Genomic DNA, 24676 nt, shown 5'->3' with positions numbered 1-24676 from the left:
ATGAGCACGGTGCTTGCGTTTGAAGGGAAATATATTTGGAAACTTCAGAGTCACGCATTGTACGATGCTGGGCTCGTCGAGATAAACTGGCTTAAATTTCTTCCGGAGGGTGTTGGTACCAAGTATCAACGTGCTCGACTATTGGAGGTCGGAAGGGTGTTTCTCAGGGAATATATAAATCATCCAGTTGGGAGGTGGCGCGTAGAGGTCAGTGCTCAAACCATAAATAATCAATACACAACGCTCCGTATCCTGTTTCGCTGGATGATTGAAAGAGGGATTTGGCGGCTATCGGACTTGTGCCCTGATGACGCTATCGAATTCATCGCCTCCCGAAGGGCTCGCCATACTGGGGGTATACCCGCGAAAGGAACAGTGCTAACTTACCTCAATGTTTTTAGATGCCTTTCTCGGATTCGTGCTATCTGTCCGTCGGGGCTGCGCTTCGACATAAATGACTACGAGGATGAGGTTTGGAAGAAATGCCCGACGCGTGAGAATGAGCGGTGGGTCGCCATAGATCAAGATGTGGCACTGGAGTTGATTGCCGACTCACTGGAATGGATTGAAAAATATGGTGAATTCTTTATAAATGCAGCCAAATACATTTTCGATGCACACAGCCAGTGGGTCGGAAAAACGCGATCGCAAAGGTGCTATTTGCTAAATTTGCTGTACAAAGAAATCTGTTCACAGAAGGTTTTTGCTGAAATTGCTGATAAGTTGGGCACCTCTAGAAATGGCACCGGCTTGAGGGTGGCGTTTACTGCCTCTGTAGGAGCTGCTATTAATCTGCTGCTCTTTATGGTCGGTCTTCGTGCGTCTGAATTGGTCAGGCTTGACGTGGATTGTCTTAAAGCTCGCACGGAAGAGCTGCTGCAAACTGCGTTCGTTATCGTCGGGATTGCAGCGAAGAAAAAAGGCGCGTCTCGAGAATGGGCAGTCTCTGATCCTATTCCCGATGTGATTAAGTGGCTTGAGGACTTGTTTGCGCCCGCCCGAAAAAGCACCGGCAATAAAGCTTTATTTGTGCTACGAACTAGCGGAGCTGCTATTCCCCTGCCAGGGCGCAAGTTGGGTCGGATGGCTGTTGTGTCTCCGGTCACAGCAATGAACGCCTTCGCCCGGGCTCCGTTTCGTAATTGCCCCACGAAGATGCGCCTGCATCCCCATGCAGCTCGCAAGACATTCGCGGCATTTGCGGTGCGTCGCGACAAATCTGGATTGGAGTCTGTATCACTTCACTATGGCCACGTCTACCGAGCATTTACAGATGGAGCCTACGCAAATAACTTGGATCTTCAAAAGCTCTTGGCCGAAGCTGATCGGCAAGAGCTTGCACGAGCGCTGACAAATTTGCTTTCCGCCAAGTATCTATCCGGTCGCGCAGCTGGCAACGTAAGAGATAGTCAACCACCGGCTTTGAAGTTCCGCGGAAAGGTTATGTTAAAGAAAAGGGTGGAAGAGCTAATTGCTGCTGGTGTGATCATTGCCCCTTGCAATTGGGGCTACTGCCTGTATTCACAACCGACCTCTGCTTGCCGAGGTGACAAGAATGGACCAAATGAAATCCAGCGCTCCCCAGATATCTGCAGCACATGTGCAAACTTTGCCGCGACTGAGGAACACGCTATCTGGTGGAATGATCGTGCAAAGAGAGACCAAAAGTATCTAGAGATTAAAGATATTCCAAGTCAAGCCCGAGAACTGGTTGAACATCGGCTCGAACGGACTGAGTCGATTTTGAAGAGTCTCTTGAAAGCGGTCAATGAGAAAAAGTAGTGATGACTTGAATGTAGCGGCCAGGATCAGCGCAGTTATCTCTCTTCACAATCAGGAGAACCCGGGGGTGCCGCTCTCCGTGAGCTCGCTAGCCAAGCAGGCTGGTGTAAGTAGGGCGAATCTTTATGTATCTCATCCCAGCGTGATCGAGAGTTTGAGGCGTCAAAAAGGCCGTGCAGTCGCTTTGAACGACGGTGAAAAAACCTTGGAGAAATATGAAGGCCTGAAAGCAGAAATTGAAATACTAAAGAAGACGAATGCGGCACTGCTCTTGGTCAATGGAGCACTACGAGATAGAGTTTGGGAGCTTCAGAAGCGTTTAAATGACCTCGATCACCGAAAGAATCGCCGGTAAATCAAAAAAATTTTCTACTAGCGTTACCATTGAAATGAAGGGAACGTGATGTCTGTTGCCATTTGAACGTGAGTAGCCCGACCATCTACCAAAATGCTCGTTTGTCAATGCGTGAAACAAACGACGCGAGCACAACCAGCGATTGGCCGTCGATGTACATCGATGTGATGCCAGCCTTCATGGGAACCGCGTCGCGTGCTCCATGCCCGCGCCATCACCTGAACGACCAAGCTGATCCTGGGAACGAGAACATATCGCACATCGCAGTTCAGCCCGTCGGCGATCTTGGTGAGAATGTTGAGGTAAATCGATCCTTCAGCTTCCGACTGCTCAAGCCTCCTGACCCCCTGCGGAGAGATACCAAGGCGCCGACCCAAGGTCTCAGAGTTCATACCAGGCGCCAGGCGCACAGTCTTCACCCAGCCGCCTCTGGGCGTGCCTGCACCTTGCATTTTGCTTTCTAGACCCCAATCCAGGAAGTTGCCATTTTTGAACAGTTTTCCTCTCTGAGCAGCGTTCGAACCTTGTGGATGTTTGGGCTATCGGCCCCCAGGTGCTTTGGGCTTCGCAGAAATCGCAAGGCAATCGCCGATATCTCGCGGCTCACAACGGTCCACTCATCTTTGTCTTCACGAGGCCAACCTCCAATCTAATGGTGACTCATTCGACGTCTTATCAACGTGCGCGATGGAGCCCACCGCATCGGGTTCATTGAGACTTCAACGAAGTTTTGATAGCTCTTGGCTCACAAGTGTTTGGATCTGCTGGACGTCCTCTACGGTCATTGATTTGGCGTACGCCATAGTCAACAGGGTGAGTGGATGCATGCCTAGCGTGTGCGCAAGCTGCTCAATTTTTGCAAGGGTCGGACTCTGAATGCCGCGTTCGAGAGTGCTCACGTATGTCCGGCTGGACACTACACCAAAATCTTCCTGCGTCAGGCCACGGGCCGTTCGAGCTGCCTTCAAGGCAGCCGGCAGCTTGTTGTGGATCTCTTTGGCAGGGGGCATCCCCCAATTACCAAAGAATGAACACCATAAGACTACAATCTATAGTGTTCATTTTCTCGCCTCCCTAGCCATGTTTCTCACGCACAGCTCGAATATTCACCCCATGTCACAGTGGATCAAGAGCAGCGAAATCTCCTACTGGTCAGCAGTCGAGTTGGCAATGTGCGTGCCGTGGTTCTTGGTGCAGCTACGCAAGAACTCGGCGCTTCGGGAGACCAGTGACATGCTTCTGCCGGGTGTTCAGGAACTGCTGCGCTTGGTGGAAATGCAATCCAGCGAGGAGTGTGAGTTGACTTCCGTGAGCTTGGTATCGCCGGCACATATGAACGGTGGGACCGGCTGGAAGCTTGAGCCTCTTGCTGCGCTCTGGGAGGCAGAAGAGCCAGATGCTGAAGGGCAAATGGCGGACGTCTACGAGCTGGCTTCGGGGGCCTGTTACGCACGCTCGGCCCTCGGGACGCCGTTGGACAGTCTGCGAAAGGTCCAGGTAGTTGCGGATTTTCGCTAGCCACCGAACGCGCTCAAACTCCCCTGCTCCACCAAAACGATGCCAGTGATGTTCCTGGATTTCGACGGGGTGCTCCACCCTGAGTTCTGCCATGAATCTCGGCATTTCGAGTGCAACGACCACCTGCTTGATGCGTGCCGAGGTCGGGATGACTTGGAGATCGTTATCAGCAGTACTTGGCGGAACAACATGGCTCTCTCGGCTCTGAAAGTCCGCCTGCCCGAGGCGCTAGCACGACGTGTGGTCGGAGTCACTGCGCCCTATGCAACGTTGCAGGACCTCCCAGCCAAGGTCATGCCTTTTGAACGGGAAGCGGAGTGCCTTGGCTGGATGCGGGCCAACAGGCCTGGGCATATCGCATGGGTTGCGGTCGACGATCGAGCATGGCTGTTCCGCCCCTTCTGCGTTGAACTATTTCTGGTAAGCGGTAAGACGGGACTAAATGCCGAAGCCGGCGGCAAGTTGTTCGAGCGGCTTCAACGTTTGTAGAATTGGCAGATCAGTTCGCGAGCGCTCTGTAGCCCAGGCCGCGCACAGGGCAACAATGCGCGTTCAATGATTCAGTGGTCAATCCACTGAGATGATCGCTTGTCCATGAAGCTTGATAGTGGGATCCCGGGCCGCCTTTCCAAGGCTCTCCCAGCGCTCCTTGGAAACGGTCGAAACCTTTGTCATGTCAATCGTGATCGAAGGCCTCTTCTCTAGTACGGCCCCTTCTGCGAGCCGGTACTCCACCTTTGCCAGGCTCTCAAGAAGTTGTGCAAGAACAGTCGAAGTCGGTTTCATGATGGGCTCCAGATGCTTTCGCCACGCCAACATTCAAGCAGCGCCTGGATGCGCGGCACTCACGCAGCGCCGAAGTCACTCAAGACCCCCAGAAAGCGGAAAGCCTCCTTGCGGAGGCCTTCACACTCTGTACACTGGGGCGCCCATTTCTGGGTGGGCCTGTCAGCGCTTCGCTGCAAATTGTAGAGGTTGCTGAACATGTTGTCGATCTCAAAGTGGCGGCGGAGCCGTGATGACAACATAGCGCGCGAGCACGGCAAGTTCTGCTGAACCATTCGCAAGGGCTTTACCTGCGGGATCGCGACCCTTGGCAGACCTACGTCAGCGGTGCTGCTAGGATACGCCTGAGCGTGCTTGAGCCTCCCCGCTCTCAAAACATATGAAGAGGCCCGCGTAGCGCCATCCATGGCCAGCTCGTAAAGAGCAGAACTTAGGACGGTTAGGCAGCGGCTAACCATTGGGCGACGATGTCGCCCGCCATATTTAAGGCCCACCATTGCGGTGGTCCTTTTGTCTGTGTCGTGTACTTTCACTAGTGCGTTTCTAGGCACAACTTGGCCCAGTTCCCCACCACAGCTTCAACACGCATCCATGCTGCCGTTTAGGCTTTGGTGTCGGTGAGACACCTACAGCGCTAAAATGAAACCAAGACGGTCCGAGGGCGAGTGAGGAAGCGGACCAGCTGCCTGGCGAGAGTCAGGTCCTGCACACCAGCAGGGGCAACAGAGTCTCGCATGGGTCTTCCGTTGGAGCGGCCCGGGAGAAGGGCCTAAGGGCCCGTTTTCTCTATTGGTCCAGCCAGATTTCACCCTTGATCCTTGCCCGAGCTGCTGGCGTCTACCTTTGGGTACTGCGCGACAGCACCATTGCGATGAAGGTGCTGCCGCCCAGCATGCCGCGGGCTTCAAGCGAGCCGCCACGAGCATTGCTCCTGCGCAGCGCTAAGCATCTTCGGATGCTGCGCATGTTTCGGCACGGACGAACTTCACGCTCACCGTAGACTAAGACCATGCTTTGCATACGGAGGTCCCATGACAGCATCGAAGCAACTCACAGAGACAGATAGGCGAAGACTTTCTCGCATGAAGCAAGAGAGCATCAATCGGTCGGTCCAGGCTCTAAACCAGGCGGTCTCGGAGGGACGACTTCAACCGCTAACCCGTCAAAGCGAATTCAGTCCCGCTGATCGCATTCGTAGGCCCAGGCCTTCGACTTTGGGCGTGACTGATGCACCCCAGGCGCGGAACGAGGGTGAGGCGTCGCCTTGAGGCTGCGTTTGGCAGGCATTCCAGTACGTGAGATTTCAACGATGAATACATTGGTCTTTGTGAATGAGCGGCCAGCACCAGATCTCCAAGCGCAGCCTGAAGTAGAGCTTCGTCATTGGCGAGTATTGCGGCGGGGCAATGGAGCACTCCACCTAGCGGCACAGATGGCCTCCGGGTCATTCAGGGTCACGTCTGCCCTCATGGCCATTGATCTTGCCCGCGGAATCATCAAAACAGACTCGGGTCGCAGCTATCGACTGTGCGCTCCACCAGAGGAAAACGAGCTTCTACGGGGCCTGATCACATTGAACGCCGCACGGGATCTTGTCGTGGTATCGGCAGACGTGAGTGAGATCGTCTGGAAGGCAGTCTCGTCCGGTGCTTGGTATGGCGCAGAGGGCAGCTTGCTGCCGCCTATTCAGTAGTGCCTGGGCCATAGGTCTGCATGGAATGTTCGCGGAGGAAGGCAAAAGTGGCGATTTGATCGCGCCAATCGGTGGTGTGCAGCTTGCCACTGACACAGTCCCGATGCCACATATGTTGGGCACTTCTTCGCAGAATGCCAAATATATGTGGCATTGAAGGGCGCGATGTCGCGCCAGTCGAATGGGCGCGGTCGGCATTTGGGACAATCGAGGCTCCCAACCTCCCAACGATGAAGCACTTCCAATTCAAATGGGTCCTTCGCGACCAACAGTACGAGTTCTCCGCCCTGGCCCAGACCAGCCGAGGCCAGCAGCCAGATGTCGAAGCCGAGCTGGTAGAAATCTGGACCTGGCTGCAGCGCCAGAAGCTGCGCCCCGGCCAGTTCGGCTGGGATGCGACCCGCAAGACCCTGACCAGCAAGATCGAGAACCTCTCCGTGAGCCATGGCGCAGTTGAGAGTGACGGCGAGACCATCTTCCATCCCCAGGAAACCCGCTTGGTGCTGACATTGCCCGACACGGCTGCAGTCAATTTCCGCTTCGAGTTCAACGTGGTGGACGATCGGGGGTAAAACAGCAGGCATGGAGTCCTCTCAACCATCTCCCAGGAACTGCTGTGGAATCTGCCGCGCGACCAGCTACCGCAAGGTGATCGCGCGCGACGCCAGCGGCGCCATGCGCACTACGGAGTGGCTGCGCTGCACCGGCTGCGAGCGGGAGTTCCTGGATGTGCAGTCATGGCGCCAGGGCGTGCCAAGGGTTGATGCGCCTCCCGAGGTCGACAAATGAGCGGTACGTACCTCGTCTCTTCGTACAAGGACAAGGACCGCGTCAAAACTTTGGGTGCCCGCTGGGACCCAGCGCGCAAGCAGTGGTATGTCCCGGATGGCCTCGTGCTCACGCCGTTCGCCGAATGGCTTCCCGCCGGCGGCGATGCGCCTCCATCCTCTTCCACCGCGCTTATCAACCCTGAGCTGGATCAGGGCGGCTCCAGGAGCCTCTCCGTCTCTCCACGGGGCATCCCCCTGTCCCAACTGCTGAGTGGTGTCGCCTCGGCCGTGGCACAGGCCTTCCGGGCCGGGGCGTCGTGTTCGGCGGGGTGCCCAAGCGGGGCATCTACGACTACATGCGCACCGCTGTGGACCGCGTGAAGAGGGGCAAGGAGCGCGACGTCAACGTGCGCTTTGCCGCCACGGTCAGCCACTTCCTGTTCGAGGCCGAGTTCTGCAACCCGGCGTCCGGCTGGGAGAAGGGCCAGGTGGAGAAGAACGTGCGCGACGCCCGCCACCGGCTCTGGCAATCGGTGCCCGCCTTCCCCGACCTTGGCGGGCCTCAATGCCTGGCTGCAGGAGCGCTGTACGGCCCTGTGGCACGAGATCGAGCACGGGGCACTACCAGGCACAGTCGGTGACGTGTGGGCCCAGGAACGGGCTTCCTTGATGCCCGTGCCCCGGCCCTTTGACGGGTTCGTGGAGCACACCAAGAGGGTCTCGCCCACCTGCCTGATCCACTTCGAGCGCAACCGCTACAGCGTGCCGGCATCGTTCGCCAACCGGCCCTTGAGCCTGCGGGTCTACGCCGACCGCCTGGTGGTCGCCGCGCAGGGGCGCATCGTCTGCGAGCACCAGCGCCTGATCGAGCGCAACCATCACAGCGCGGGGCAGACCGTCTACGACTGGCACCACTACCTGGCCGTGCTGCAGCGCAAGCCTGGGGCACTGCGCAACGGTGCCCCCTTCTTGGAGCTGCCGGCGGCCTTCAAGCGCCTGCAGGCCGCACTGCTCAAGCAGCTCGGCTGGAGATCCTGGCCCTGGTGCTGCACCACGACGAGCAGGCGGTGCTCTCTGCGGTGGAGATTGCCCTGGAGGCCGGCGCGCCCAGCAAGACCCACATCCTGAACGTCCTGCACAGGCTCATCGACAACAAGCCCGCGCCGGCGCCCGTCACCTCGCCCCAGGCGCTAAAGCTCGCGGTGGAACCCCAGGCCGACGTTCTGCGCTATGACCGACTGAGGGAGGTCCGTCATGCGTCATGACCCCGCCATCGGCTCCATCGTCATCATGCCGCGCGAACTCAAGATGCACGGCATGGCGTACGCCGTCAACGAGCTGGCCGAGCAAGGCGCCCCTGCCTTCGAGGCGGCACAGCCCATCCTGGCCCAACTGCTCAAGGCTGAGACCCCCGAGAGGGAGGTGCGCTCGCTGGCCTACCAGCTCAAGGTGGCCAGGTTCCCTGCGTACCGGGACCTGGCAGGCTTCGACTTCAACCACAGCGAAGTGGACGAAGCCCTGGTGCGCCAGCTGCACCGATGCGAGTTCCTGGGGGAAGCCAACAACGTGGAGCTGGTGGGTGGGCCGGGCACAGGCAAGACCCACATCGCCACGGCCCTGGGGGTGCAGGCCGTCGAGCACCATCACCGTCGAGTGCGGTTCTTCTCCACGGTCGAACTGGTGAACGCCCTGGAAGAGGAGAAGACACTGGGCAAGACAGGATAGATCGCACAGCGCCTGGCCCACGTCGATCTGGTGATCCTTGATGAGCTGGGTTACCTGCCGTTCAGCAGCTCAGGAGGAGCCCTGCTGTTCCACTTGCTCTCCAAGCTCTACGAGAGGACCAGCGTTGTGATCACCACCAACCTGAGCTTCAGCGAATGGGCCAGTGTCTTCGGAGATGCGAAGATGACCATGGCACTACTGGACCGGCTCACGTATCATTGCCACATTCTGGAGACGGGCAATCACAGCTACCGGTTCAAAAACAGCTCGGCGCAGCAACCAACAGAACCCACTAAAAGGAGATGACCACCAAACACTTATCCACAACGTGAGCATGAAGTTCATGCACAAGGGTGGGTCAGTATTCGATGGAAATGGTGGATCAGGTTTGCGCGGGAATCAACAGGATCGCGCTGTATCGGTCAGTGCGCACCCAACTCGCGCTGTAACCTCGGCAAAGCTTAAATCGGCCGTCGAGCGCTGCGCCTTCAGGGGCTAAAGCGTCGCTCCGGCAGCGGAATCCACTCCACCTCGCCTGGCACCCGGCCAATGGCCTGGGCTTCCCAGTCGTGCGCAGCCTTAACGATGCGCTCCTTGCGGCTTGAGACGAAGTTCCACCACATGTGGCGCGGGGCGTCCAGCGCCTCGCCTCCGATCACCATCAGCCGCGCCGCCGCCTCACCGGGCGCCGATAGCTGCAATGGTTCGCCCTCGTTCACCACCGCCAGCAGTTGGCTGCCGACCGTGTCGCCGTTGAGCTGCACTGGGCTGTCCACGGTGTAGACGGCCATTTCCTGCGCCAGCGCAGGAATGTCAAGCGACGCGCCAGTGGGCAGCTGGACGTCCAGATAAACCATTGGCGACAGGGTGGCCACCGGCGAGGTCTGGCCGAATGCGCTGCCTATGAGAACACGCACTATCGCATCGCCCACGCGCACCTGCGGGATCGCGGCTGCGGGCGTGTGCACGAACGAGGGATCGGCCTCCTCGTGCGCCAGTGGCAGTGCGGTCCACAGTTGGATGCCGTGGTTCACATAGGTAGAGTCCGCCAGCCTTTCGGGGCGCCGCTCCGAGTGCACGATGCCGCGGCCTGCGGTCATCCAGTTGATGGCACCGGGTTCGATCTGCTGGACACAGCCCAAACTGTCGCGGTGCATCATCGCTCCCGAGAACAGGTAGGTGACTGTGGCGAGGCCGATGTGCGGATGAGGACGCACGTCGGGGCTGTCGCCCGGCAGCACGGTCACGGGACCGAAATGGTCAAAGAAGATGAATGGCCCCACGGCTTGGCGCTGCACGGCCGGCAGCAGCCGTCGAACCGTGAAACCGCCGCCCAGGTCCTTGGCCTGACCCTTGAGGTGCATCGTAGCGCCGCTCATGCCGTACGCTCCACCAGGGTCTCGATCTCGGTGTTCACGCTGGTCATCAGCTTATGCACCGGGCACTTGTGGGCCACTGCCTGTAACTCGCCGAAGTGCGCGTCGGTCAGCTCGCCGCTGACCTGCAGGCGTGTGACCATCCGGTAGGTGCCAGCACGCTCGGTCGAGGCATCGCGCTCGACCACGGTCTGCAGATCCTGCACCGGCAGGCCCTTCTTGCGCGCGCACCACAGCACGGTGAGCGCCTTGCAAGCGCCCAGCGCCGCGTCATACGGATCGTGCCAGCTCGGGCCGCTGTCGGCACCGCCCTCCTGTATGCTGCCGTCGGCCACGAACTCGTGGGCGCGGATGTGCGTTGTATGAGACAGGGGGGCACCAGAAATGCTCTGCAGCTGAATGGACATGGCTTTTTCCCTAAGGGACGTTCGATATGGGGTTATTCAGGAGGCGCCAGGCCCGCACCCAAGCGCAGGCAGTGCACGATCAGCGCGCCCACCGCTGGGCCACGACGGCCACTCGCTGGCCGAACAGGCGACCTGTCTCCAGGTCGCCTGCAAACATCTCGGCGGCCGATGCGTCCGACGGCGACTGCGACATACTGCCGCTGAAAGAGCCCATCCAGTTCACATCGTTGCGCGTGGTCGCTTTGGCGTTGGCAGGCATCATGCCGTTGCCCACCCATAGGCCGCCATGCTGCATGGCCACGTGAAACAGATAGTCCAGTGTGATTTGCTTGTCGCCATTGATGCTGGCGCTGTTCGTGAATCCGGCAAAAACCTTGTCCTTCCACGCCTGGCTGAACCAGGGCTTGGACGATGCGTCGGCAAACTTCTTGAATTGCCAACTGGGGCCCGCCATGTAGGTCGGCGATCCGAAAATAATGGCGCTGGCGCCAGCCAGGGTCTCCCAGCCGCCTTCTGCCAGGTTGCCCTCCGCATCAATGGCTACAAGTTCTGCGCCCGCGCCCTCGGCCACCGCCTGCGCCAGGCGTCGGGTATGGCCGTAGCCGGAATGGTAGACAACCGCGATAGAGGTCATGTAAAAATCCTTCAGGGGTTGATTGAAAACTACATAGCAAAGCCAGCGCTAACCGGAGTTGCGCGGACAAGATCAGGGCTGGCCGCGGTGCGCGTCCAAGCTCCAGGCACCGGCACCAAACGCCGCCAGTGCCAGTAGGCCGCCACTTACCGCCACGTTCTTGTAGAACATGAGCTGGTGCATCATCTGTTGCTCAGCTGGGGCGCTCCAATACGCATGAAAGAAGAAGCTTGCTACCACGGTGAACACGGCTAGTACCACTGCAGCCAGACGCGTACCAAACCCGAAGATCAGCGCCAGACCCCCTAGCACCTCGACCGCGACCGCCGCGGCGGCGGCGACCACAGGTATGGGAAGACCGACCGAACTGATGTAGCCCACGGTCCCAGCGAAGCCGGTGATCTTGCTGACGCCGGCAGGAAGAAACAGCACAGCCAGTAGCAAGCGTGAGGCAAATGCAAAGGGGTTTTGTAGGGATGCGAGCATTGAGAACTCCTTAGGTTAAGAAACTTGGTAAGAATGAACTGAGCCCCATGTGTACCGAGAGAGATGAGCCGTCTGCAAGTGCATTCACCCGTTTAAGCCCGATCGCTCGTCTGCGTTGAGGCTTTAAGTGTCGGCGTGTAGGTCCATCGAAGCCCTGTCCAAAACTGCTATTGGCAGTCCGAATGTGCTCGGAAATATGCGCCACATGCTGTAAACCCAAGCTCAATTGCATATGGATTTGCACAAATTTTTCTTGGTCGAGCTTGACTACGGAAGGAGATTTTTTGTTGTCCGCGAGCAGGAAGGGAGGTCGTGCTGTGAGAGCCCGGCCACCCGCTGGCTAGAGGCCGTGCGCTCGCCTTGAGCCGAACACGCCTAGTTCCTGGCGAGTCCACTTCGTGACGCCACCCTTGTCATAAATCGCCCCGGCTGAACTAGATATCTTCGAGCCTCAAACCTGAGGCACCAATAGGAGGTGCCATGACAAAGCGGCCATATACCCAAGAATTCAAGATGGAAGCGGTCAAGCAGATCACTGCGCGAGGCCGCCGGGTGTCCGATGTAGCGGCCCGGATCGGCGTAAGCCAACACAGCCTGTACAAGTGGACCGAGGCCTATGCGGTGCCTGTGCAAGAGCGACAGATGGAGACATCCCAGACCGAGGAGTTGCGGCGGCTCAGGGCTGAACTCAACCACGTGAGGGAGGAACGTGACATCCAAAAAAAGTCGCCGCGCACTTTGCCAGCCAGTCCAGATGAGGTGCGCGTTCATCAATCAGCACGAGTAAGCACCAATGTTCGATGCATCTGCAAGGTGATGCAACTACACCCCAGCGGCTACTACGCGTGGAAGGCCGCGCCGCAAAGTCCACGGGCCGAAGACGACCAGAGGCTGCTGGGCTTGCTCATACAGGCATGGCTGGAGAGCGGCGGTGTCTATGGCTACCGGAAGCTCACGCTGGACATGCGAGATCTGGGTGAGCGCTGTGGCAAGCATCGCGTTGCGCGGTTGTTCAAAATAGAAGGTCTGTGCTTGCAGACAGGCTACGGCCTCAGGCCTGGACTGCGAGATGGTAAGCCCGCGGTGGGCGCGCCTAACCACCTGCAGCGTCAGTTCATTGTGGCTGAGCTCAATAAGTCCTGGGTCACCGACATCACCTACATTCGAACCCACGAAGGCTGGCTCTACCTGGCGGTTGTGCTCGATTTGTGCTCGCGCCAAGTAGTGGGCTTGTCTATGAGCCGCCGCCTTGACACGAGGCTGGTCCTCGATGCACCGCTGATGGCACTGTGGCGCCGCCAGCCGCATGGCATAACTCACAGCGCCGTCATTCATCGGCGGCGGGACTATCACCAGTAGAGTTCGAACAGCAACAATCCTAACGGCTCAAATGTGTCTGAGAATGCCGGGGCGATTCACTTGCGGATGACCAAATTATCTTAGACGTTTGCATACCCAACGGTACTGCATCGGCGTTTCCAAACCGAGCCTGAACTCGACGACTTGTCCAGGCCATTCAGGCTTCCACATTTGACACTCACGCTGCGCCTTATGCCCGTAGCCATCAAGCAGTTGCTGAGCCGGTCTTGAAAGCAACGGTACCTAGGCGCTATTCAGCTGAGACTAGAGAGGGATAGGTTCGCTTTCAGGGCCAATCCCGTTCACGCTCTCACTCGTATGGTCGGGGTCTGTAGGAGTGCAAACAAGGCCTGCGACTTTGGTGCAAGCCGGTGCGTGATGCTCATGACCGCCGCATTGAGCTTTTCACAACCCGTGTTGCTGGTAGCTCAGTGATAACTACTCTTTAACATCCGGCAGCTTTGCGATCACCTTGATCTCAAATTTAAATCCGTACAGCCAAGTCACGCCGATGGCGGTGAGGGTGGGGTGGGGTGCATTGCCCCAGTACTCGCCGACCACTTCCCATGCGGCTTCGAAGTGCTGTTCCGGGTCAACCATGAAGACCGTCACGTCGATAACGTCGTCAAAGGTGCAACCGGAGGCCTTCAAGATAGCGTTGAGGTTGTCGAATGCCAGCCGTACCTGGCTTTGGTAATCGGGCTCAGGGGAGCCATCTGGTCTGCTGCCTACTTGGCCGGAGACGAACAGAAAGCCGTTGGATCGGATGGCGGGCGAGTACTGGTTCTTCTCGTAGAGCGCCTGGCGTCCGGGCGGGAAAACCACGTCACGTGGGGAAGCAGAGGCAGTGTTTGAGGAAGACGCGGTCATGACTTGTCCTTTCTGGGGGGGGCCAGTATTGGCCCAGGGTTATTAATGAAAGGAATTTATCGGAGCCCGCACCGCAGATAAACGGGCAAGCTTGTCCATCACTGTTTGTAGAATCCAAACAATCTTTTGCAAGGGGGCACCACGGCCATGGACCGGTTCGATGCAATGCAGGCGTTCGTGCGGGTGGTCGAATCGGGCAGCTTCACCAAGGCGGCCGACACCATGCACGTGAGCAAGACCACGGTGACGCAGCTGATCCAGCAACTGGAGGCGCGGCTGCGCGTCAAACTGCTGCACCGCACGACACGACGGTTGAAGGTTACTGCGGATGGGGCCGCGTACTACGAGCGCGCGGTGCGGCTCTTAGCCGACATGGACGATGCCGAGACCAGCCTGTCGAGTGCGTCAGCCGCGCCCCGGGGCCGCTTGCGGGTGGATGTGCCCAGCCCGCTGGCCCGGCTGATCCTGGTGCCGGCCTTGCCGGACTTTCATGCTCGGTATCCCGACATCCAGCTCGACATGGGCGTCAGCGACCGCATTGTGGACCTGATCGGCGACAACGTCGATTGCGTCGTGCGCGGGGGTGAGATCGAGGACCAGTCCCTCGTCGCGCGGCGCGTGGGCGACCTGCAGCTGGGCGTGTACGCGTCGCCCAGCTATCTGAATCGCGCGGGAAGCCCAGCGCACCCACACGAGCTGGAGGATTCGCACCACCGCATCGTGGGCTTTTTGTGGTCGCGCACGGGCAAGACGTTTCCGTACACCATGCGGCGCGGCGCGGAGGAGGTCACGGTGCAGGGCCGCTACGTGCTGGCAGTTGACGACGGCAACGCCTACCTGGCGGCCGGCCTGGCCGGTATGGGGGTTCTTTGGCTGCCGCACTACATGGCCCGACCGCACCTGAGCAGTGGTGAGCTGGCGCCGCTGCTGCAGGACTGGGCGCTCTACCCAATGCCGATGTACGTGGCCTACCCGCCCAATCGCCACGTGAGCGCCAAGGCGCGGGTGTTCATCGATTGGGTGGCGGCGTTGTTAGAAAAGCATGCACCGCCGGTCAACTCATCGCATGAGCTGCCCTGAAGGTCGCTAGGCTGACCCGGCCGTGCAACAGACGGCCTCCACCATGAGCTGCGCAGAGATCACCGGTGCGTCGGCATCGTTTTCAGATCTGCGCAAGGTCAGAAACGCGGCCGCGTGCATCGCCAGACCAGTGATGCTAAGGCTGACGCCCTCCGCAAGGCCGAACTGGTGTTCCGGCTGTCAGCTGAGGCCGGCGAAGCGAAGACTCGTATCGCAGAGCTATGGTCAAGCGCCTGGTTGGTAGTCGCTAGATCCGCGTAGTCAATGCTAACGCCCAGCGGGAGTGGCTTAACCAATCCCTCACTGCGGATTGATGAACGCCAAAGCCTGCCTCTTGCCGAGTTTGAGCACCTCAACAATGCGCTGCAATTGCGCTGCTTGCGGCTGCACTTGGCCTGACTCCCACTTGCAGACCGATAGAGAGCAAACACCCAACAAGGCAGCCATCTGCTTTGGGGTGACGCTGAGCGCTGCACGCTTGTCGATCAATGTCTGCGCGCTCAAGCGGGTTTGTCTAAGGTTCTTTGGATTGGCACCCGCTGGCACAGGCACGGCCCTGGGGACGTCCGAAGCTTGGGCTGTCTTTGCAGTGCTTTGACCTCGGAGGTCGGCACTCTGAGGGTCCGCTTCAATGCGGCAATCGCGGAGCGGTGCCCAGCAATCGCCTAACGCATCACTTGGAGTTCTGGCTTGAGCTCTTTGCGCGCTATGTGAATTACTTCGGTGCGAAACGCAGTGCAAAAAAGTATTCATACATCCCATGGGACGGGATGCTCAATATGTGCCACAAAAAAGTAGAACTGCAATTCCCACCTCGGCGAGGCCGCATTTTCGAGACCAGATAGTTCGTCTCGCTGAAAAACAAATGCGCCCCATGTGTGGCCGAGACGGGGTTGGCTGGCCCAGGGGTGTGCTTACTGCGCTTCCCCAATCTAGCCTGGGGTCTCCCCCATCAGGAACGTCCTCAAGCATGAGTCTCCTTGTCCAGCGCGATAGCGATGCGTAGTTAGGGCGACTCATCGGCTTTCAGGGCCGCGGGCCCCGACCGCGGGAGCAATTTCAGTCAGTGGATGGCAAATTCCGTCAGTGCATCCAAGCCCCGGCAGAGACATAGTTGATGTACGACTTTGAAAGGCTGAAATGATTAGTGACCGTAGCGGCACGCACGAATTGATATCGACAGCGACTGAGTATCCCGTAGGGGTCACATTCGAACTCGATTTCGATCAATTCTCCGTGAAGCTGAGCTCCTTGCCTGGCAGCGAACTGCTTTTTGTGATTGCTGAAGGGCCATTTGCTAAGACTGAAAGGGTTCGATTCGACGCCGTAAACCTGCGCCCGGGCGTCTTCCTAGTTAGCTGGAAGGAAGCCAGCGGTGCAACCGTAGTGCACGTTGAAGATTTCGACGAGATGGTGGTGCATTCGTACGCCACGCTTCCTGACGGCGCTTTCCTTACGATGCGCGCGCCAATTCACATGACAAACTTCGACGGAGGTTCCGCAACATGAACAGCAATCTCAACGGAAACCGAGCACTAGTGCTTGAGGCTATGACAGCCTTGTTCCAACGCAGAGATGCCTCGGTCGTGGAAAAGCTTTACGCGGAGAATTATGTCCAGCACAACCCGGCCATGCCACAAGGCCGGGATGTACTGACCGAGTTGGTCGCGCAGCTGCCGCCCGACTTGCACTACGAACCCGGATTGATCGTCGCCGAGGGCGCTTATGTGGCCGTCCACGGCCGCATTCGCGGTTGGGCGCCGAAGCCCCAAGTTGTTATTGACATCTTTCGGATCGAGGATGGTCGACTAGCCGAGCATTGGGACGTTTTGCAAGACGAGGTGCCACCTTCGGACGGTAAGGCTGGGGTCGCCATGTTTTCGCCCGATGAATCAGCGATACAAGCCGCAAACAATCGGGCCCTTGAAGCCGGTGATGTCGACAGCGTCTCCGTGAACTACGAGGACCTCATGCAGGCCAATTTGGTGCGGGTATTCAGTGAGTCTGATGCACAGCGGCGATTGGCGGCAATTAAGGATATCTATGCGGCTGATGCGGTACTCCATGAGCCACATGGGTCTGTGACCGGGCCTGAAGCAATAAACCTGGCTGTTTCTTCGCTGCTCAAGAACCTCCCGGCGCATTTCAGGTTTGCAGCGTCGGGGCCTGCAGTCGGTCACCACGGCGTCGCACGGCTTCGCTGGCAAGGCGTTCAGCCAGATGGCATCACAACTGTCACAGGAACAGATGTAGCGCAATTTCAGCACGGAAAGATCAAAACGCTTTTCGTATTTCTCGACCCATCGGTTTCCCCTTAACTTTACTAACCCAAAGGAGTCTTTTCATGCCCGCAATTCCAAAGATCGCTAAGACAGGCCTCGACGCCTTGCTTCGCCCCGCGGACAGTTTTGTTGTGCTGATCGATCACCAACCTTACCAATTCGCCAATCTTCACAGCCATGAGCCGACGATGGTAATCAACAACGTAGTGGCATTGGCAAAGGCCGCAAAGGTCTTTAACGTGCCAACCATCCTCACTACTGTGATCAAGGACCGAGGGGGGAACATCCTCAAAGGTCTACAAGATGTGTTCCCTGAACAAACTCCGATTGACCGTACCTTCATCAACACGTGGGAAGACCCGAAAGTCACCGACATCGTGAAGCAAAGCGGTCGCAAGCAACTGCTGCTGGCGGGCCTATATACCGAGATTTGTCTCGCGATGCCCGCGATCCAGGCTCTGGCTGATGGATATGACGTCTTTGCTGTTACCGACGCTTCGGGTGGAGTTACGCTCGAAGCCCATGAAATGGCAGTCCGCCGAATGGTACAGGCCGGTGTAGTGCCGATCACCACAACGGCCGTCATGGGTGAGTGGCAGCGGGATTGGGCTCGCGAAGAGACGGCGGGGGGAATCGCAGGCGTAATTCTTGAGCACGGGGGAGCAGGAGCGGTCGCTCTTGCATGGGAAACACAGCTGCTCAACACCAGCAGAGCGGGGCACTAAGCATGCTTTCCACCGAGCCGATCCGCATCGGATACTGCCTGTCTCTGACTGGGCCTGTGGCGGGGAATACGCGGTCAGCGCAACTTGCGCACAGTATCTGGGCTGAAGACGTGAACCGCCGAGGTGGCCTACTTGGTCGGCCGGTGGAACTGGTGTGTTACGACGACAACGCGGATGCAGCTTCCGTTCCGGCTCTCTACAAGCGTCTTCTTGATGAAGATGGAGTGGAGTTGGTGGTGGGAGGGTACGGCACCAATAGTGTCGCACCTGCGCTGCCTCTCATGATCGAACGCCGGCGCTTCTTTGTCGGACTTCAGGGGCTGGGAGTCAACAGCGCCCTTGGTTATCCGAACTATTTCGCGATGATCCCCACTGGGCCAGACCCAAACGCAGCGTTGACTGAAGGGTTCTTTGCGCTGGCAGCCGAGCAAAGCCCCCGTCCTAAAACCGTCGCGCTGCTATCCGCAGACGCAGCCTTTGCGCGCAACCCCATCATCGGTGCAAAGAAGAATGCCGCTCGATACGGTTTTGAGGTGGTTCATGAGGAGGTCTACGCACTGTCCACAGAAGACTTCAGTGCAGCGTTAGATGCAGTGGCAGCAACCCACTGCGATCTGTTATTCATCTGCTCTTACTTGAATGATTCGATCGCGTTAGTTCGTGCAATCCACGCTCATTCGTTCAAGCCCAAAATGGTCGGTGCATCAATGATCGGGCCACAAAACACCGCGGTGAAGATGGCGCTGGGTCCGCTGCTTAATGGCTTTGTGAACTATGAGTACTGGGCACCTAGCCCGGCGCTCATGTTCCCAGGCGTACAGACCTTCCTCGCGACCTACCAAGAGCGCGCAACTGAGGCGCAAGTTGACCCTCTCGGGCACTACACTGCTCCTCTGGCATATGCACAGATGCAGGTTTTAGAGCAAGCGGTTGTGGCCACTCAAAGCCTTGACGACGAGCTCCTGGGTGGCTGCGCACGGAGCGCCACGTTCGACACCGTGATGGGTCCTATTAAGTTTGGGCCCGGGGGAGAATGGTCCGAGCCAAGAGTACTTCAAGTTCAATTTCAAGGAATTACAGGCCACGAGATAAGTCAATTTCAGCAAGGAGGGGGGCAGGCCGTTTTGTGGCCCTCGCCCCTGTCGTCAGGCACTTTGCTGTACCCCTATGCAAGCACTCGGCGGTTGTAAACGTCGCGGCGGGCGTCGGTGATATCTCGCAAGCCCGAGCATATAGAGATAGATGTGGAGGGCTGCGTAATCCGTCACCATGCCGCAGTCATCCAAGTGCGTATGGCGCAGTCAACCCCCTGTCGATGAGCGATCACTGCAAGATGCCAGAGTCAGCGCCGGATTTGCAGAAAGTTGCGCGAAATGGTAGCGCCAGGTGTGGTGCCGGTGACTGTTTCAGTCTGTTAACAGCAGGATCAGACAGTGACTTTTGCCTGTTGCACCAGCATGCTCAACACTCATCCCTGAGCACACCCACACTATGCCATGTACCACAACCAAGGCGTCATCCAGTTTCAATAGGAACACGGGCCTATTTGACGGAGCTACTTGGCAACGCGGCACTGTTCCACCGTCGCGAACCGCTGCTAGCGGTCAATACAGTCTTTCAAACTGCATGGCGTCCCAGCCACTCAGATGGACCGCGTGCTACTCCGTGGGCCTCCTTGGAAGCAGGTGAGTGAGTCGACGTAAGCAGTCGACACCAAGTACACAGGCTGAGGCGTGCCGGTACTCACGTCACGAGCGTTCACCCCTGATTGAGAGATGCACATTGAGAAAATTCTAAGGGCAGCTTCCATTCCAGTTTCTAAAATCAAAGTAGCTGAAATCAGATATGCACGACAACGAGAATGCTCCGTCGGCTTTGCGTCTCGAACCCACGAGTACACCTGCCTATCGTGCAGCCTCCGACGACATGGGATGCGTGAGTCCGCTGCAAGTGTTTAGTCAAGTGGAGAGCCTGGTGATTGAAAAGTCTCGACTCGCCAACGACGCTAGCGAACAGTTACGACAACAAACCTATAAATTGCAGCAGATCATCGATGGAATGCGAGACTCTCTGGTAGTTTTGGATGGAGCTGGCAAGATTGAGCAGTTCAATATGGCCTGGCGAAAGCTCGCGGTCGAGAACGGTAACCCTGGCCTCCAAGGATGCGATATCGGTGACTCCTATCTTGAGTTTTGTTTGAGTAAGTGCGAGTCCACTTACAGAGGCGTTTCAACCTCATTGGGAACAGCGCAGCCATTCGAATTTGAGTATGTATTTGCCGGGCCGTTAGAGAGCCGCCGCTACTTGCTTAGGGGCACGCCCCTACCTGCTGGCGGCGCAGTGCTTCTTCACATTGACATTACCGACCGCTACCGTGAAGCGATCAGCCAGAGGATGACCGAGGCAGTTTTTGAGAACGCAAATGACGTCATACTGATCTGTAAACCTGGAGGCGAGCTAATCATGGCTAATCCTCAGGCTGCGTCTGTTTTTGAACGTCCGGATCTGGCAGGTGTTCAACTGCACTCCCTGCTGTGCAAGGATTTCATGAAAGTGCGCGGACGCGAGGCGATACGTTTGCTGCGCCGAGGAGAGTCGTGGCGTGGCGAAGCACGAGCCAGGCTATCTGATGGAAGGCTAATTCCATTTTGGGGCAGCGCCTCCGTCGTTCGCAGTGAGCAGAGCGCCGAAAGCTATTGGATCGTGATCGCCTCAAACATCGCACCGCTCAAGGAGGCGCAGGCGCTGCTGAGCCGCCAAGCGTTCTACGATGAATTGACGGGGCTTCCAAACAGACGATTCTTTCAAGAGAACTTAATATCGGCGATCAGTCGATCAACGCGGCATGGTGAAGGCTTAGCACTCATCTACATAGATATCGACCAGTTCAAACTTGTCAACGACACCTATGGCCACGATGCAGGAGATGCGTTCCTCACCCAAGTGGCGCAGCGATTGCGCAGTCACGTTCGAGAGGTTGATCTCATCGCTCGAATGGGCGGTGATGAATTCACCATAATCTTAGAGGCGGTCAAACGCGATACCGACGTCGTGGGAGTTTGTCAGAAGCTCATTGAAGCTCTTAAGCCCGTAATCAAGGTTGGCCAATACGAATTGTTTGCGAGATGCAGCATAGGAATTTCGCGCTTCCCGCAAGATGCAAGTGACGAGGTGAGCTTGCTTCGGTGCGCCGATCTAGCAATGTACAAAGCCAAGCAAAGCGGTCGCAATCGTGTGTGCTTTTACTCGCTGGCAATGGACGCCGCCAACCGCCAACGCGCCGAAATTGAGAGAGGTATGAATTTGGGTCTCGCGAAGGGCGGTTTCTACACGGTGTTTCAACCGATTGTCTGCATCAACAGCGATAGGTTGGTGGCGGTGGAAGCACTGATGAGGTGGCGTTGCCCAGATGGCTCAATGATTGGTCCTGATGTCTTCATTCCAATCGCCGAAGAGTCCGGACTGATTCATGCGCTTGGAGAAAGCATACTGCGCGATGCTGTCAGGCTTGTGAGGCGATGGGAAAAGCAGAGCATCGAATCAATTCGGGTCAACGTTAATGTTTCTTCTGTACAGTTGCAAAAGAAATTCTCGGCAGTTTTAGCAAGGGTCATCGAAGAAGAGCGGATCACGCCGTCGCGAATTTCAGTTGAGATCACTGAGTCGGCCATCATGGAAAACTTCGACGCTTGCGTGGCAGAGCTACACAAGATCCGCAGCGTGGGAGTAAGTGTGGCGCTCGATGACTTCGGAACCGGCTACTCAAGCCTGTCATACCTGCGAAATTTGCCAATCAGCGCGTTGAAGATGGATCGTTCATTTGTAAGAGATGTGCATGAGAATAGTCGGGACCAAGCGATATTTCGCGCGGTGCTGACGATGGCGAGTGAACTCGGCATTGACGTGGTCGCGGAAGGTGTTGAACACTATCAGCACGTATCAGTTCTCTCTGGCCTTGGATGCCGCTTGATGCAGGGCTACTTCTTTAGTCCTGCGCTACCAGTCGGTGGTGCGCCTGATGGCAACATCAAAGCGGAATGGGCCGATCAAATGACGAAGGCCATGAAACATGAGTACTTGGACGACTAGATTGATGTCCCATGAAGAGCTAGCTTGGGCACCACCCAAGCACTGTTATTTTTGATTAGAGCCAGTTATTCTCAAGAGGCATGAGCTCAATTTCGAAACGCTGATGTAAGCGTGACGTGGATCGACGGCTCAATTGGGCATATTGTTAGCGCCAGTGCAATCGAGATCAGCAGTGCCACGGCACAACATCGCCGGGGCGCCTTGAGCCACTTCTTGACCGTGTTGCGTGACAGACCCGTACGCTTTGCGATCTCGCTGAGGGAGAGTTGGTTGCGCAGCCTCTTGCGCCTGACCTTGCCAATCATGTCCATGGTGATCACCTTGAATCCCTGCTGAAATTCTCAGCAGATCAGTGGAACACCCTGGTCAATATTGGATTGGCACTTTGCGGTATAGCTGGTCAAGATTGCGCTGGCACTAACATGCGACCGCTTGCCCAATCCCGCGGGCTGCTCCCGTGACGATGACGACGCGTCCGTCATGACTAAGCTTTGCTCCAGACACTAGTGGTTCCTTAGCTTGAAGCTCCAGATCCAGTCGGGATCAGAACAGCGATCAAAAGCGGGCGTCACCCATATTCTTAAGGAACGTCATCGGATCCCAATACTCGCGGTAGTTCACGATCAGCCCGTTCTCGACCGACACAAACGTCGCATAGCTCATTTCATAGGAGTTTCCATTTGGGATCACGTGGCCTGAGACGCTCCACTCGGCCACGGCCGTTTTGGGGTCGTCGGTGGCGCGGATTTTCATATGCGGAGCGCTGTGCAGGTCAATGACTTTCGGGTAGTCCTTGAGGTACTTGTAGACGGCCGCACGACCGATCATCTTCCTGGTCGCAGGATCCGGTGAGAAAGGGAACTCTACGACGACATGCTCGTCGCATAGTTCAGCCCAGGCTTTGATATCTTTTGCGAGGAAGGTTTCCAAGCTGCGCTTGAGGAGTTGCGCTGCAGTAGCTTCGTTGCTGAGATGAGCAGTTTTCATGGTTGTGTGTCCAGATTGATGATGCGGCACCCGGATTAATTCACTCCGGGCAAATCCCTGGGATGGATGTTGAGTCTGTGTGCAGGGATGCTGGCTGCTAGCGCGTAATTTTTTATGCCATCCGAGAGGCTATGCGCTCGGCCAACATCATGGTCGGGAACCCCGTCGCGACGGAGGGCACGTCCGGCCAGATCGATGCATCGACGACCCGCAGCCCCTTGATGGCGCGCACCCGTCCGTCGATGTCCACCACAGCGCGGTTGTCGCGCACACCACCCATGGGAACCGTGGAGGTCGGGTGCTGGTAAGTTTCGACGGTAGCCGTAATCGCCGCACTGATTGAAGTGCGATCTTGCACGGAGGTACCAGGCATAATTTCGGCACCCACAGCGTCCGCAAACGGGGATTGACGCGCGATGGCTCGAACCATCTCGATCCCATCGATCAATCGATCACGGTCTCCGCTGTCAGTAAGGAAACCAAGATCGATGACGGGCGCGACCATCGGGTCACGGCTCGCGATGATCAGTGATCCCGTCGAGCGCGGCCGCACGAGCGCCGCGAACAGAAGGAACATTGCTCCCTCCTTTGGCTGGCTGCCCTCGGGCATCGGTGCGGTGCTGATGTTCAGGTCCGCCACACCGTCCACTGCCTGGCGCGAACTTGTCCAGAGCATGGCACTGATGGGGGGAAAACCCAGTCCAAGAGCTTCCTTGCGGATGGACCAGACCGTGGGTACGAAAGGGTGATCCTGCAAGTGTTGCCCAACCGGCAAGTCAGACACCAGCGGGATGTTGAGGCGGCGCAATACCTCGTTCGGACCGATGCCAGATCGCATCAGGATCGCCGGACTGACGTAGGTGCCGGCGGACAGTACGACTTCACCCGCCAGGACGAGCGTACCGTCAGCGAGTCGAACACCCTTCGCACGCCCCTGCTCGACCACTACCGCATCTACGAGTGTCTGGTCACGAATGGTCAGATTCGGCCGTGCTCTCACCGCGTCGCTTAAGAACGTCATTCCCGTGTTGAGCCGCACGCCCATGCGTGTGTTCATCACGTAGGGGCCCACGCCCAGCGGCTGCTCTGTCGCGAAGCCTGCGGAGCGCTCGTGTCCGGCAGCAAGGGCCGACGAGATGAAATCACGGTGCTGATCGGAGACTTCTTCGTCGCCAAGCTGATGAATAGGGAAGGGCCCGTCGCGGCCCTCTCCACCGGCGCCGGACGTTCGCTCCAGGGAGCGATAGAACGACTTTGAGTCCTGCCAGCTCAATGCAGCGAGGTCATGTGCCTCGGCCCAACGGGTATGGTCAGCTTTTGGTAGCCGCATCGCCACGGCGCCATTGATCGCCGACGAGCCACCGAGGACCTTGCCCCGGTTGAGCCGCAGGCGTCTTCCCAGTACACCAGGCTCGCTCTGAAAGCCCCAATCATGTTGCGCGTCGCCACCCAATATGTCCTGGCGGCGGACGGAGTCTGGGTAAGAATTCGGCGCGTACGCCTTGCCTGCTTCGATCAGTAACACACGACGCGATGGATCGGCGCTTAGTCGGTTAGCCAGCACTGCGCCGGCTGATCCGCCACCGACAATGATGATGTCAAATCCTGAACGGGCTGAACTGAGCGATATGTTTGACTCGGACGTGACTGCACGGCCGTTTTCTTCCGCGTTGGTTTCTTGATTGCTGCTCATTTCATTGCTCCAAAGTGTTCTGTTGTGCGCGACCAGGCCGAGCGATGTGGGGTGTTCGT

The 24676-nt window shown here is 57.6% G+C and carries 25 protein-coding genes and 3 pseudogenes; 16 read left to right on the top strand and 12 right to left on the bottom strand.

Features of this window, described 5'->3' with window-relative positions; all coding sequences use genetic code 11:
* Both ASE28_RS31990 and ASE28_RS31985 read left to right on the top strand, forming a co-directional pair.
* Positions 1-1782: a tyrosine-type recombinase/integrase gene (locus ASE28_RS31990; protein ID WP_157421950.1), complete on the top strand. Its 1782-nt coding sequence runs from the start codon at positions 1-3 to the stop codon at positions 1780-1782.
* On the top strand, positions 1769-2137 hold the full coding sequence (locus ASE28_RS31985) for a hypothetical protein (RefSeq protein WP_157421949.1): 369 nt from the start codon (positions 1769-1771) through the stop codon (positions 2135-2137). The genes ASE28_RS31990 and ASE28_RS31985 overlap by 14 nt, the downstream gene beginning before the upstream one ends.
* Before the next feature lie 104 nt (positions 2138-2241).
* Here the strand turns inward: ASE28_RS31985 and ASE28_RS31980 are convergent, their stop codons facing one another.
* Both ASE28_RS31980 and ASE28_RS11740 read right to left on the bottom strand, forming a co-directional pair.
* A complete protein-coding gene (locus tag ASE28_RS31980) occupies positions 2242-2589 on the bottom strand; it encodes a helix-turn-helix domain-containing protein (RefSeq protein ID WP_157421948.1) in 348 nt (115 codons plus the stop codon).
* Between the two features lie 267 nt (positions 2590-2856).
* Positions 2857-3147, bottom strand: a complete 291-nt coding sequence (locus ASE28_RS11740) for a helix-turn-helix domain-containing protein (protein ID WP_057266714.1) — start codon at positions 3145-3147, stop codon at positions 2857-2859.
* A 70-nt stretch (positions 3148-3217) separates the two neighbouring features.
* On the opposite strand from ASE28_RS11740, the gene ASE28_RS11735 reads away from it, so the two are divergent.
* Both ASE28_RS11735 and ASE28_RS11730 read left to right on the top strand, forming a co-directional pair.
* Positions 3218-3655, top strand: a complete 438-nt coding sequence (locus tag ASE28_RS11735; RefSeq protein ID WP_057266713.1) for a hypothetical protein — start codon at positions 3218-3220, stop codon at positions 3653-3655.
* Positions 3656-3703: 48 nt separating this feature from the next.
* Entirely contained in the window at positions 3704-4144 is a 441-nt protein-coding gene (locus ASE28_RS11730) for an HAD domain-containing protein (protein WP_082608048.1), read from the top strand.
* A 78-nt stretch (positions 4145-4222) separates the two neighbouring features.
* On the opposite strand, the gene ASE28_RS11725 is transcribed toward ASE28_RS11730, so the two are convergent.
* On the bottom strand, positions 4223-4441 hold the full coding sequence (locus ASE28_RS11725) for a hypothetical protein (protein WP_157421947.1): 219 nt from the start codon (positions 4439-4441) through the stop codon (positions 4223-4225).
* A 1923-nt stretch (positions 4442-6364) separates the two neighbouring features.
* Between ASE28_RS11725 and ASE28_RS11715 the strand changes: the two genes are divergently transcribed.
* From ASE28_RS11715 to istB, 5 genes and pseudogenes are all read left to right on the top strand, one after another.
* Positions 6365-6706 (top strand): hypothetical protein, encoded by a 342-nt coding sequence (locus ASE28_RS11715; protein ID WP_057266709.1) that lies wholly within the window; start codon positions 6365-6367, stop codon positions 6704-6706.
* 10 nt (positions 6707-6716) lie between these two features.
* Positions 6717-6923: a hypothetical protein gene (locus tag ASE28_RS33005; RefSeq protein WP_235516106.1), complete on the top strand. Its 207-nt coding sequence runs from the start codon at positions 6717-6719 to the stop codon at positions 6921-6923.
* Positions 6920-7285 carry a DUF5710 domain-containing protein gene (locus ASE28_RS33000; protein ID WP_235516105.1) on the top strand — a complete coding sequence of 122 codons (366 nt, stop codon included), beginning with the start codon at positions 6920-6922 and terminating at the stop codon, positions 7283-7285. The genes ASE28_RS33005 and ASE28_RS33000 overlap by 4 nt, the downstream gene beginning before the upstream one ends.
* Positions 7222-8169 (top strand): annotated as a pseudogene (locus tag ASE28_RS11710) (IS21 family transposase); the annotation flags it as partial. The gene ASE28_RS33000 and the pseudogene ASE28_RS11710, both read left to right, overlap by 64 nt.
* Positions 8159-8935, top strand: a pseudogene (gene istB, locus ASE28_RS11705) (IS21-like element helper ATPase IstB). The pseudogenes ASE28_RS11710 and istB, both read left to right, overlap by 11 nt.
* A gap of 182 nt (positions 8936-9117) precedes the next feature.
* On the opposite strand, the gene ASE28_RS11700 reads toward istB, so the two are convergent.
* The 4 genes from ASE28_RS11700 to ASE28_RS11685 all read right to left on the bottom strand — a co-directional run bounded on the left by ASE28_RS11700 (position 9118) and on the right by ASE28_RS11685 (position 11532).
* On the bottom strand, positions 9118-10008 hold the full coding sequence (locus ASE28_RS11700; RefSeq protein ID WP_057266708.1) for a pirin family protein: 891 nt from the start codon (positions 10006-10008) through the stop codon (positions 9118-9120).
* Positions 10005-10412: an OsmC family protein gene (locus ASE28_RS11695; RefSeq protein ID WP_057266707.1), complete on the bottom strand. Its 408-nt coding sequence runs from the start codon at positions 10410-10412 to the stop codon at positions 10005-10007. Before ASE28_RS11695 ends, ASE28_RS11700 begins: the two co-directional genes overlap by 4 nt.
* A 79-nt stretch (positions 10413-10491) precedes the next feature.
* Complete coding sequence (locus ASE28_RS11690; protein WP_057266706.1) at positions 10492-11046, bottom strand: flavodoxin family protein; 555 nt, start codon at positions 11044-11046, stop codon at positions 10492-10494.
* 72 nt (positions 11047-11118) lie between these two features.
* On the bottom strand, positions 11119-11532 hold the full coding sequence (locus ASE28_RS11685; protein ID WP_057266705.1) for a DoxX family protein: 414 nt from the start codon (positions 11530-11532) through the stop codon (positions 11119-11121).
* A 480-nt stretch (positions 11533-12012) separates the two neighbouring features.
* Here ASE28_RS11685 and ASE28_RS31385 point away from each other — a divergent pair, with 480 nt between their 5' ends.
* Positions 12013-12891, top strand: a complete 879-nt coding sequence (locus ASE28_RS31385; RefSeq protein WP_235516104.1) for an IS3 family transposase — start codon at positions 12013-12015, stop codon at positions 12889-12891.
* A 438-nt stretch (positions 12892-13329) separates the two neighbouring features.
* Here ASE28_RS31385 and ASE28_RS11675 read toward each other — a convergent pair whose 3' ends face one another.
* Positions 13330-13761, bottom strand: a complete 432-nt coding sequence (locus ASE28_RS11675) for a RidA family protein (RefSeq protein ID WP_057266704.1) — start codon at positions 13759-13761, stop codon at positions 13330-13332.
* A 147-nt stretch (positions 13762-13908) separates the two neighbouring features.
* Between ASE28_RS11675 and ASE28_RS11670 the strand changes: the two genes are divergently transcribed.
* The gene (locus tag ASE28_RS11670; protein WP_057266703.1) at positions 13909-14841 is read left to right on the top strand and encodes a LysR family transcriptional regulator; all 933 of its coding nucleotides are present in this window, start codon (positions 13909-13911) and stop codon (positions 14839-14841) included.
* 300 nt (positions 14842-15141) lie between these two features.
* Here the strand turns inward: ASE28_RS11670 and ASE28_RS32995 are convergent, their stop codons facing one another.
* Positions 15142-15345 carry a hypothetical protein gene (locus ASE28_RS32995; RefSeq protein ID WP_235516103.1) on the bottom strand — a complete coding sequence of 68 codons (204 nt, stop codon included), beginning with the start codon at positions 15343-15345 and terminating at the stop codon, positions 15142-15144.
* A 732-nt stretch (positions 15346-16077) separates the two neighbouring features.
* Here ASE28_RS32995 and ASE28_RS11660 point away from each other — a divergent pair.
* The 5 genes from ASE28_RS11660 to ASE28_RS31375 all read left to right on the top strand — a co-directional run bounded on the left by ASE28_RS11660 (position 16078) and on the right by ASE28_RS31375 (position 21937).
* Positions 16078-16350 (top strand): hypothetical protein, encoded by a 273-nt coding sequence (locus tag ASE28_RS11660; protein WP_157421946.1) that lies wholly within the window; start codon positions 16078-16080, stop codon positions 16348-16350.
* Positions 16347-17159 carry a nuclear transport factor 2 family protein gene (locus ASE28_RS32690; RefSeq protein WP_200963936.1) on the top strand — a complete coding sequence of 271 codons (813 nt, stop codon included), beginning with the start codon at positions 16347-16349 and terminating at the stop codon, positions 17157-17159. Before ASE28_RS11660 ends, ASE28_RS32690 begins: the two co-directional genes overlap by 4 nt.
* A gap of 26 nt (positions 17160-17185) precedes the next feature.
* Positions 17186-17848 carry a hydrolase gene (locus ASE28_RS11645; protein ID WP_057266699.1) on the top strand — a complete coding sequence of 221 codons (663 nt, stop codon included), beginning with the start codon at positions 17186-17188 and terminating at the stop codon, positions 17846-17848.
* Positions 17849-17850: 2 nt separating this feature from the next.
* Positions 17851-19038, top strand: a complete 1188-nt coding sequence (locus tag ASE28_RS11640; protein WP_057266698.1) for an amino acid ABC transporter substrate-binding protein — start codon at positions 17851-17853, stop codon at positions 19036-19038.
* A 655-nt stretch (positions 19039-19693) separates the two neighbouring features.
* Positions 19694-21937, top strand: a complete 2244-nt coding sequence (locus ASE28_RS31375; protein WP_082608047.1) for a bifunctional diguanylate cyclase/phosphodiesterase — start codon at positions 19694-19696, stop codon at positions 21935-21937.
* A 194-nt stretch (positions 21938-22131) separates the two neighbouring features.
* On the opposite strand, the pseudogene ASE28_RS31370 reads toward ASE28_RS31375, so the two are convergent.
* The 3 genes and pseudogenes from ASE28_RS31370 to ASE28_RS11620 all read right to left on the bottom strand — a co-directional run.
* Positions 22132-22248, bottom strand: a pseudogene (locus tag ASE28_RS31370) (helix-turn-helix domain-containing protein); the annotation flags it as partial.
* Between the two features lie 244 nt (positions 22249-22492).
* Positions 22493-22924, bottom strand: a complete 432-nt coding sequence (locus tag ASE28_RS11625) for a nuclear transport factor 2 family protein (RefSeq protein ID WP_057266695.1) — start codon at positions 22922-22924, stop codon at positions 22493-22495.
* A 112-nt stretch (positions 22925-23036) separates the two neighbouring features.
* Complete coding sequence (locus ASE28_RS11620; RefSeq protein ID WP_082608046.1) at positions 23037-24617, bottom strand: GMC family oxidoreductase; 1581 nt, start codon at positions 24615-24617, stop codon at positions 23037-23039.
* Positions 24618-24676 lie beyond the last annotated feature (59 nt).

The organism is Acidovorax sp. Root219 (assembly GCF_001428665.1).
In the GTDB taxonomy this organism is placed as follows: Bacteria; Pseudomonadota; Gammaproteobacteria; order Burkholderiales; family Burkholderiaceae_C; genus Acidovorax.
This window is presented reverse-complemented; position numbering and strand designations above follow the sequence as displayed.

Bases quoted from the DNA above. Each gene is read 5' to 3' on its own strand.
- ASE28_RS11645 (WP_057266699.1), top strand. From the start codon at position 17,186: ATGCCCGCAATTCCAAAGATCGCTAAGACAGGCCTCGACGCCTTGCTT.
- ASE28_RS11730 (WP_082608048.1), top strand. From the start codon at position 3,704: ATGTTCCTGGATTTCGACGGGGTGCTCCACCCTGAGTTCTGCCATGAA.
- ASE28_RS11685 (WP_057266705.1), bottom strand. From the start codon at position 11,532: ATGCTCGCATCCCTACAAAACCCCTTTGCATTTGCCTCACGCTTGCTA.
- ASE28_RS11625 (WP_057266695.1), bottom strand. From the start codon at position 22,924: ATGAAAACTGCTCATCTCAGCAACGAAGCTACTGCAGCGCAACTCCTC.
- ASE28_RS11670 (WP_057266703.1), top strand. From the start codon at position 13,909: ATGGACCGGTTCGATGCAATGCAGGCGTTCGTGCGGGTGGTCGAATCG.
- ASE28_RS32690 (WP_200963936.1), top strand. From the start codon at position 16,347: ATGAACAGCAATCTCAACGGAAACCGAGCACTAGTGCTTGAGGCTATG.
- ASE28_RS31985 (WP_157421949.1), top strand. From the start codon at position 1,769: ATGAGAAAAAGTAGTGATGACTTGAATGTAGCGGCCAGGATCAGCGCA.
- ASE28_RS11740 (WP_057266714.1), bottom strand. From the start codon at position 3,147: ATGCCCCCTGCCAAAGAGATCCACAACAAGCTGCCGGCTGCCTTGAAG.
- ASE28_RS11640 (WP_057266698.1), top strand. From the start codon at position 17,851: ATGCTTTCCACCGAGCCGATCCGCATCGGATACTGCCTGTCTCTGACT.
- ASE28_RS11735 (WP_057266713.1), top strand. From the start codon at position 3,218: ATGTTTCTCACGCACAGCTCGAATATTCACCCCATGTCACAGTGGATC.
- ASE28_RS11695 (WP_057266707.1), bottom strand. From the start codon at position 10,412: ATGTCCATTCAGCTGCAGAGCATTTCTGGTGCCCCCCTGTCTCATACA.
- ASE28_RS11675 (WP_057266704.1), bottom strand. From the start codon at position 13,761: ATGACCGCGTCTTCCTCAAACACTGCCTCTGCTTCCCCACGTGACGTG.
- ASE28_RS11725 (WP_157421947.1), bottom strand. From the start codon at position 4,441: ATGAAACCGACTTCGACTGTTCTTGCACAACTTCTTGAGAGCCTGGCA.
- ASE28_RS33000 (WP_235516105.1), top strand. From the start codon at position 6,920: ATGAGCGGTACGTACCTCGTCTCTTCGTACAAGGACAAGGACCGCGTC.
- ASE28_RS11690 (WP_057266706.1), bottom strand. From the start codon at position 11,046: ATGACCTCTATCGCGGTTGTCTACCATTCCGGCTACGGCCATACCCGA.
- ASE28_RS11620 (WP_082608046.1), bottom strand. From the start codon at position 24,617: ATGAGCAGCAATCAAGAAACCAACGCGGAAGAAAACGGCCGTGCAGTC.
- ASE28_RS31385 (WP_235516104.1), top strand. From the start codon at position 12,013: ATGACAAAGCGGCCATATACCCAAGAATTCAAGATGGAAGCGGTCAAG.
- ASE28_RS31375 (WP_082608047.1), top strand. From the start codon at position 19,694: ATGCACGACAACGAGAATGCTCCGTCGGCTTTGCGTCTCGAACCCACG.
- ASE28_RS31990 (WP_157421950.1), top strand. From the start codon at position 1: ATGAGCACGGTGCTTGCGTTTGAAGGGAAATATATTTGGAAACTTCAG.
- ASE28_RS33005 (WP_235516106.1), top strand. From the start codon at position 6,717: ATGGAGTCCTCTCAACCATCTCCCAGGAACTGCTGTGGAATCTGCCGC.
- ASE28_RS11715 (WP_057266709.1), top strand. From the start codon at position 6,365: ATGAAGCACTTCCAATTCAAATGGGTCCTTCGCGACCAACAGTACGAG.
- ASE28_RS11700 (WP_057266708.1), bottom strand. From the start codon at position 10,008: ATGAGCGGCGCTACGATGCACCTCAAGGGTCAGGCCAAGGACCTGGGC.
- ASE28_RS31980 (WP_157421948.1), bottom strand. From the start codon at position 2,589: ATGCAAGGTGCAGGCACGCCCAGAGGCGGCTGGGTGAAGACTGTGCGC.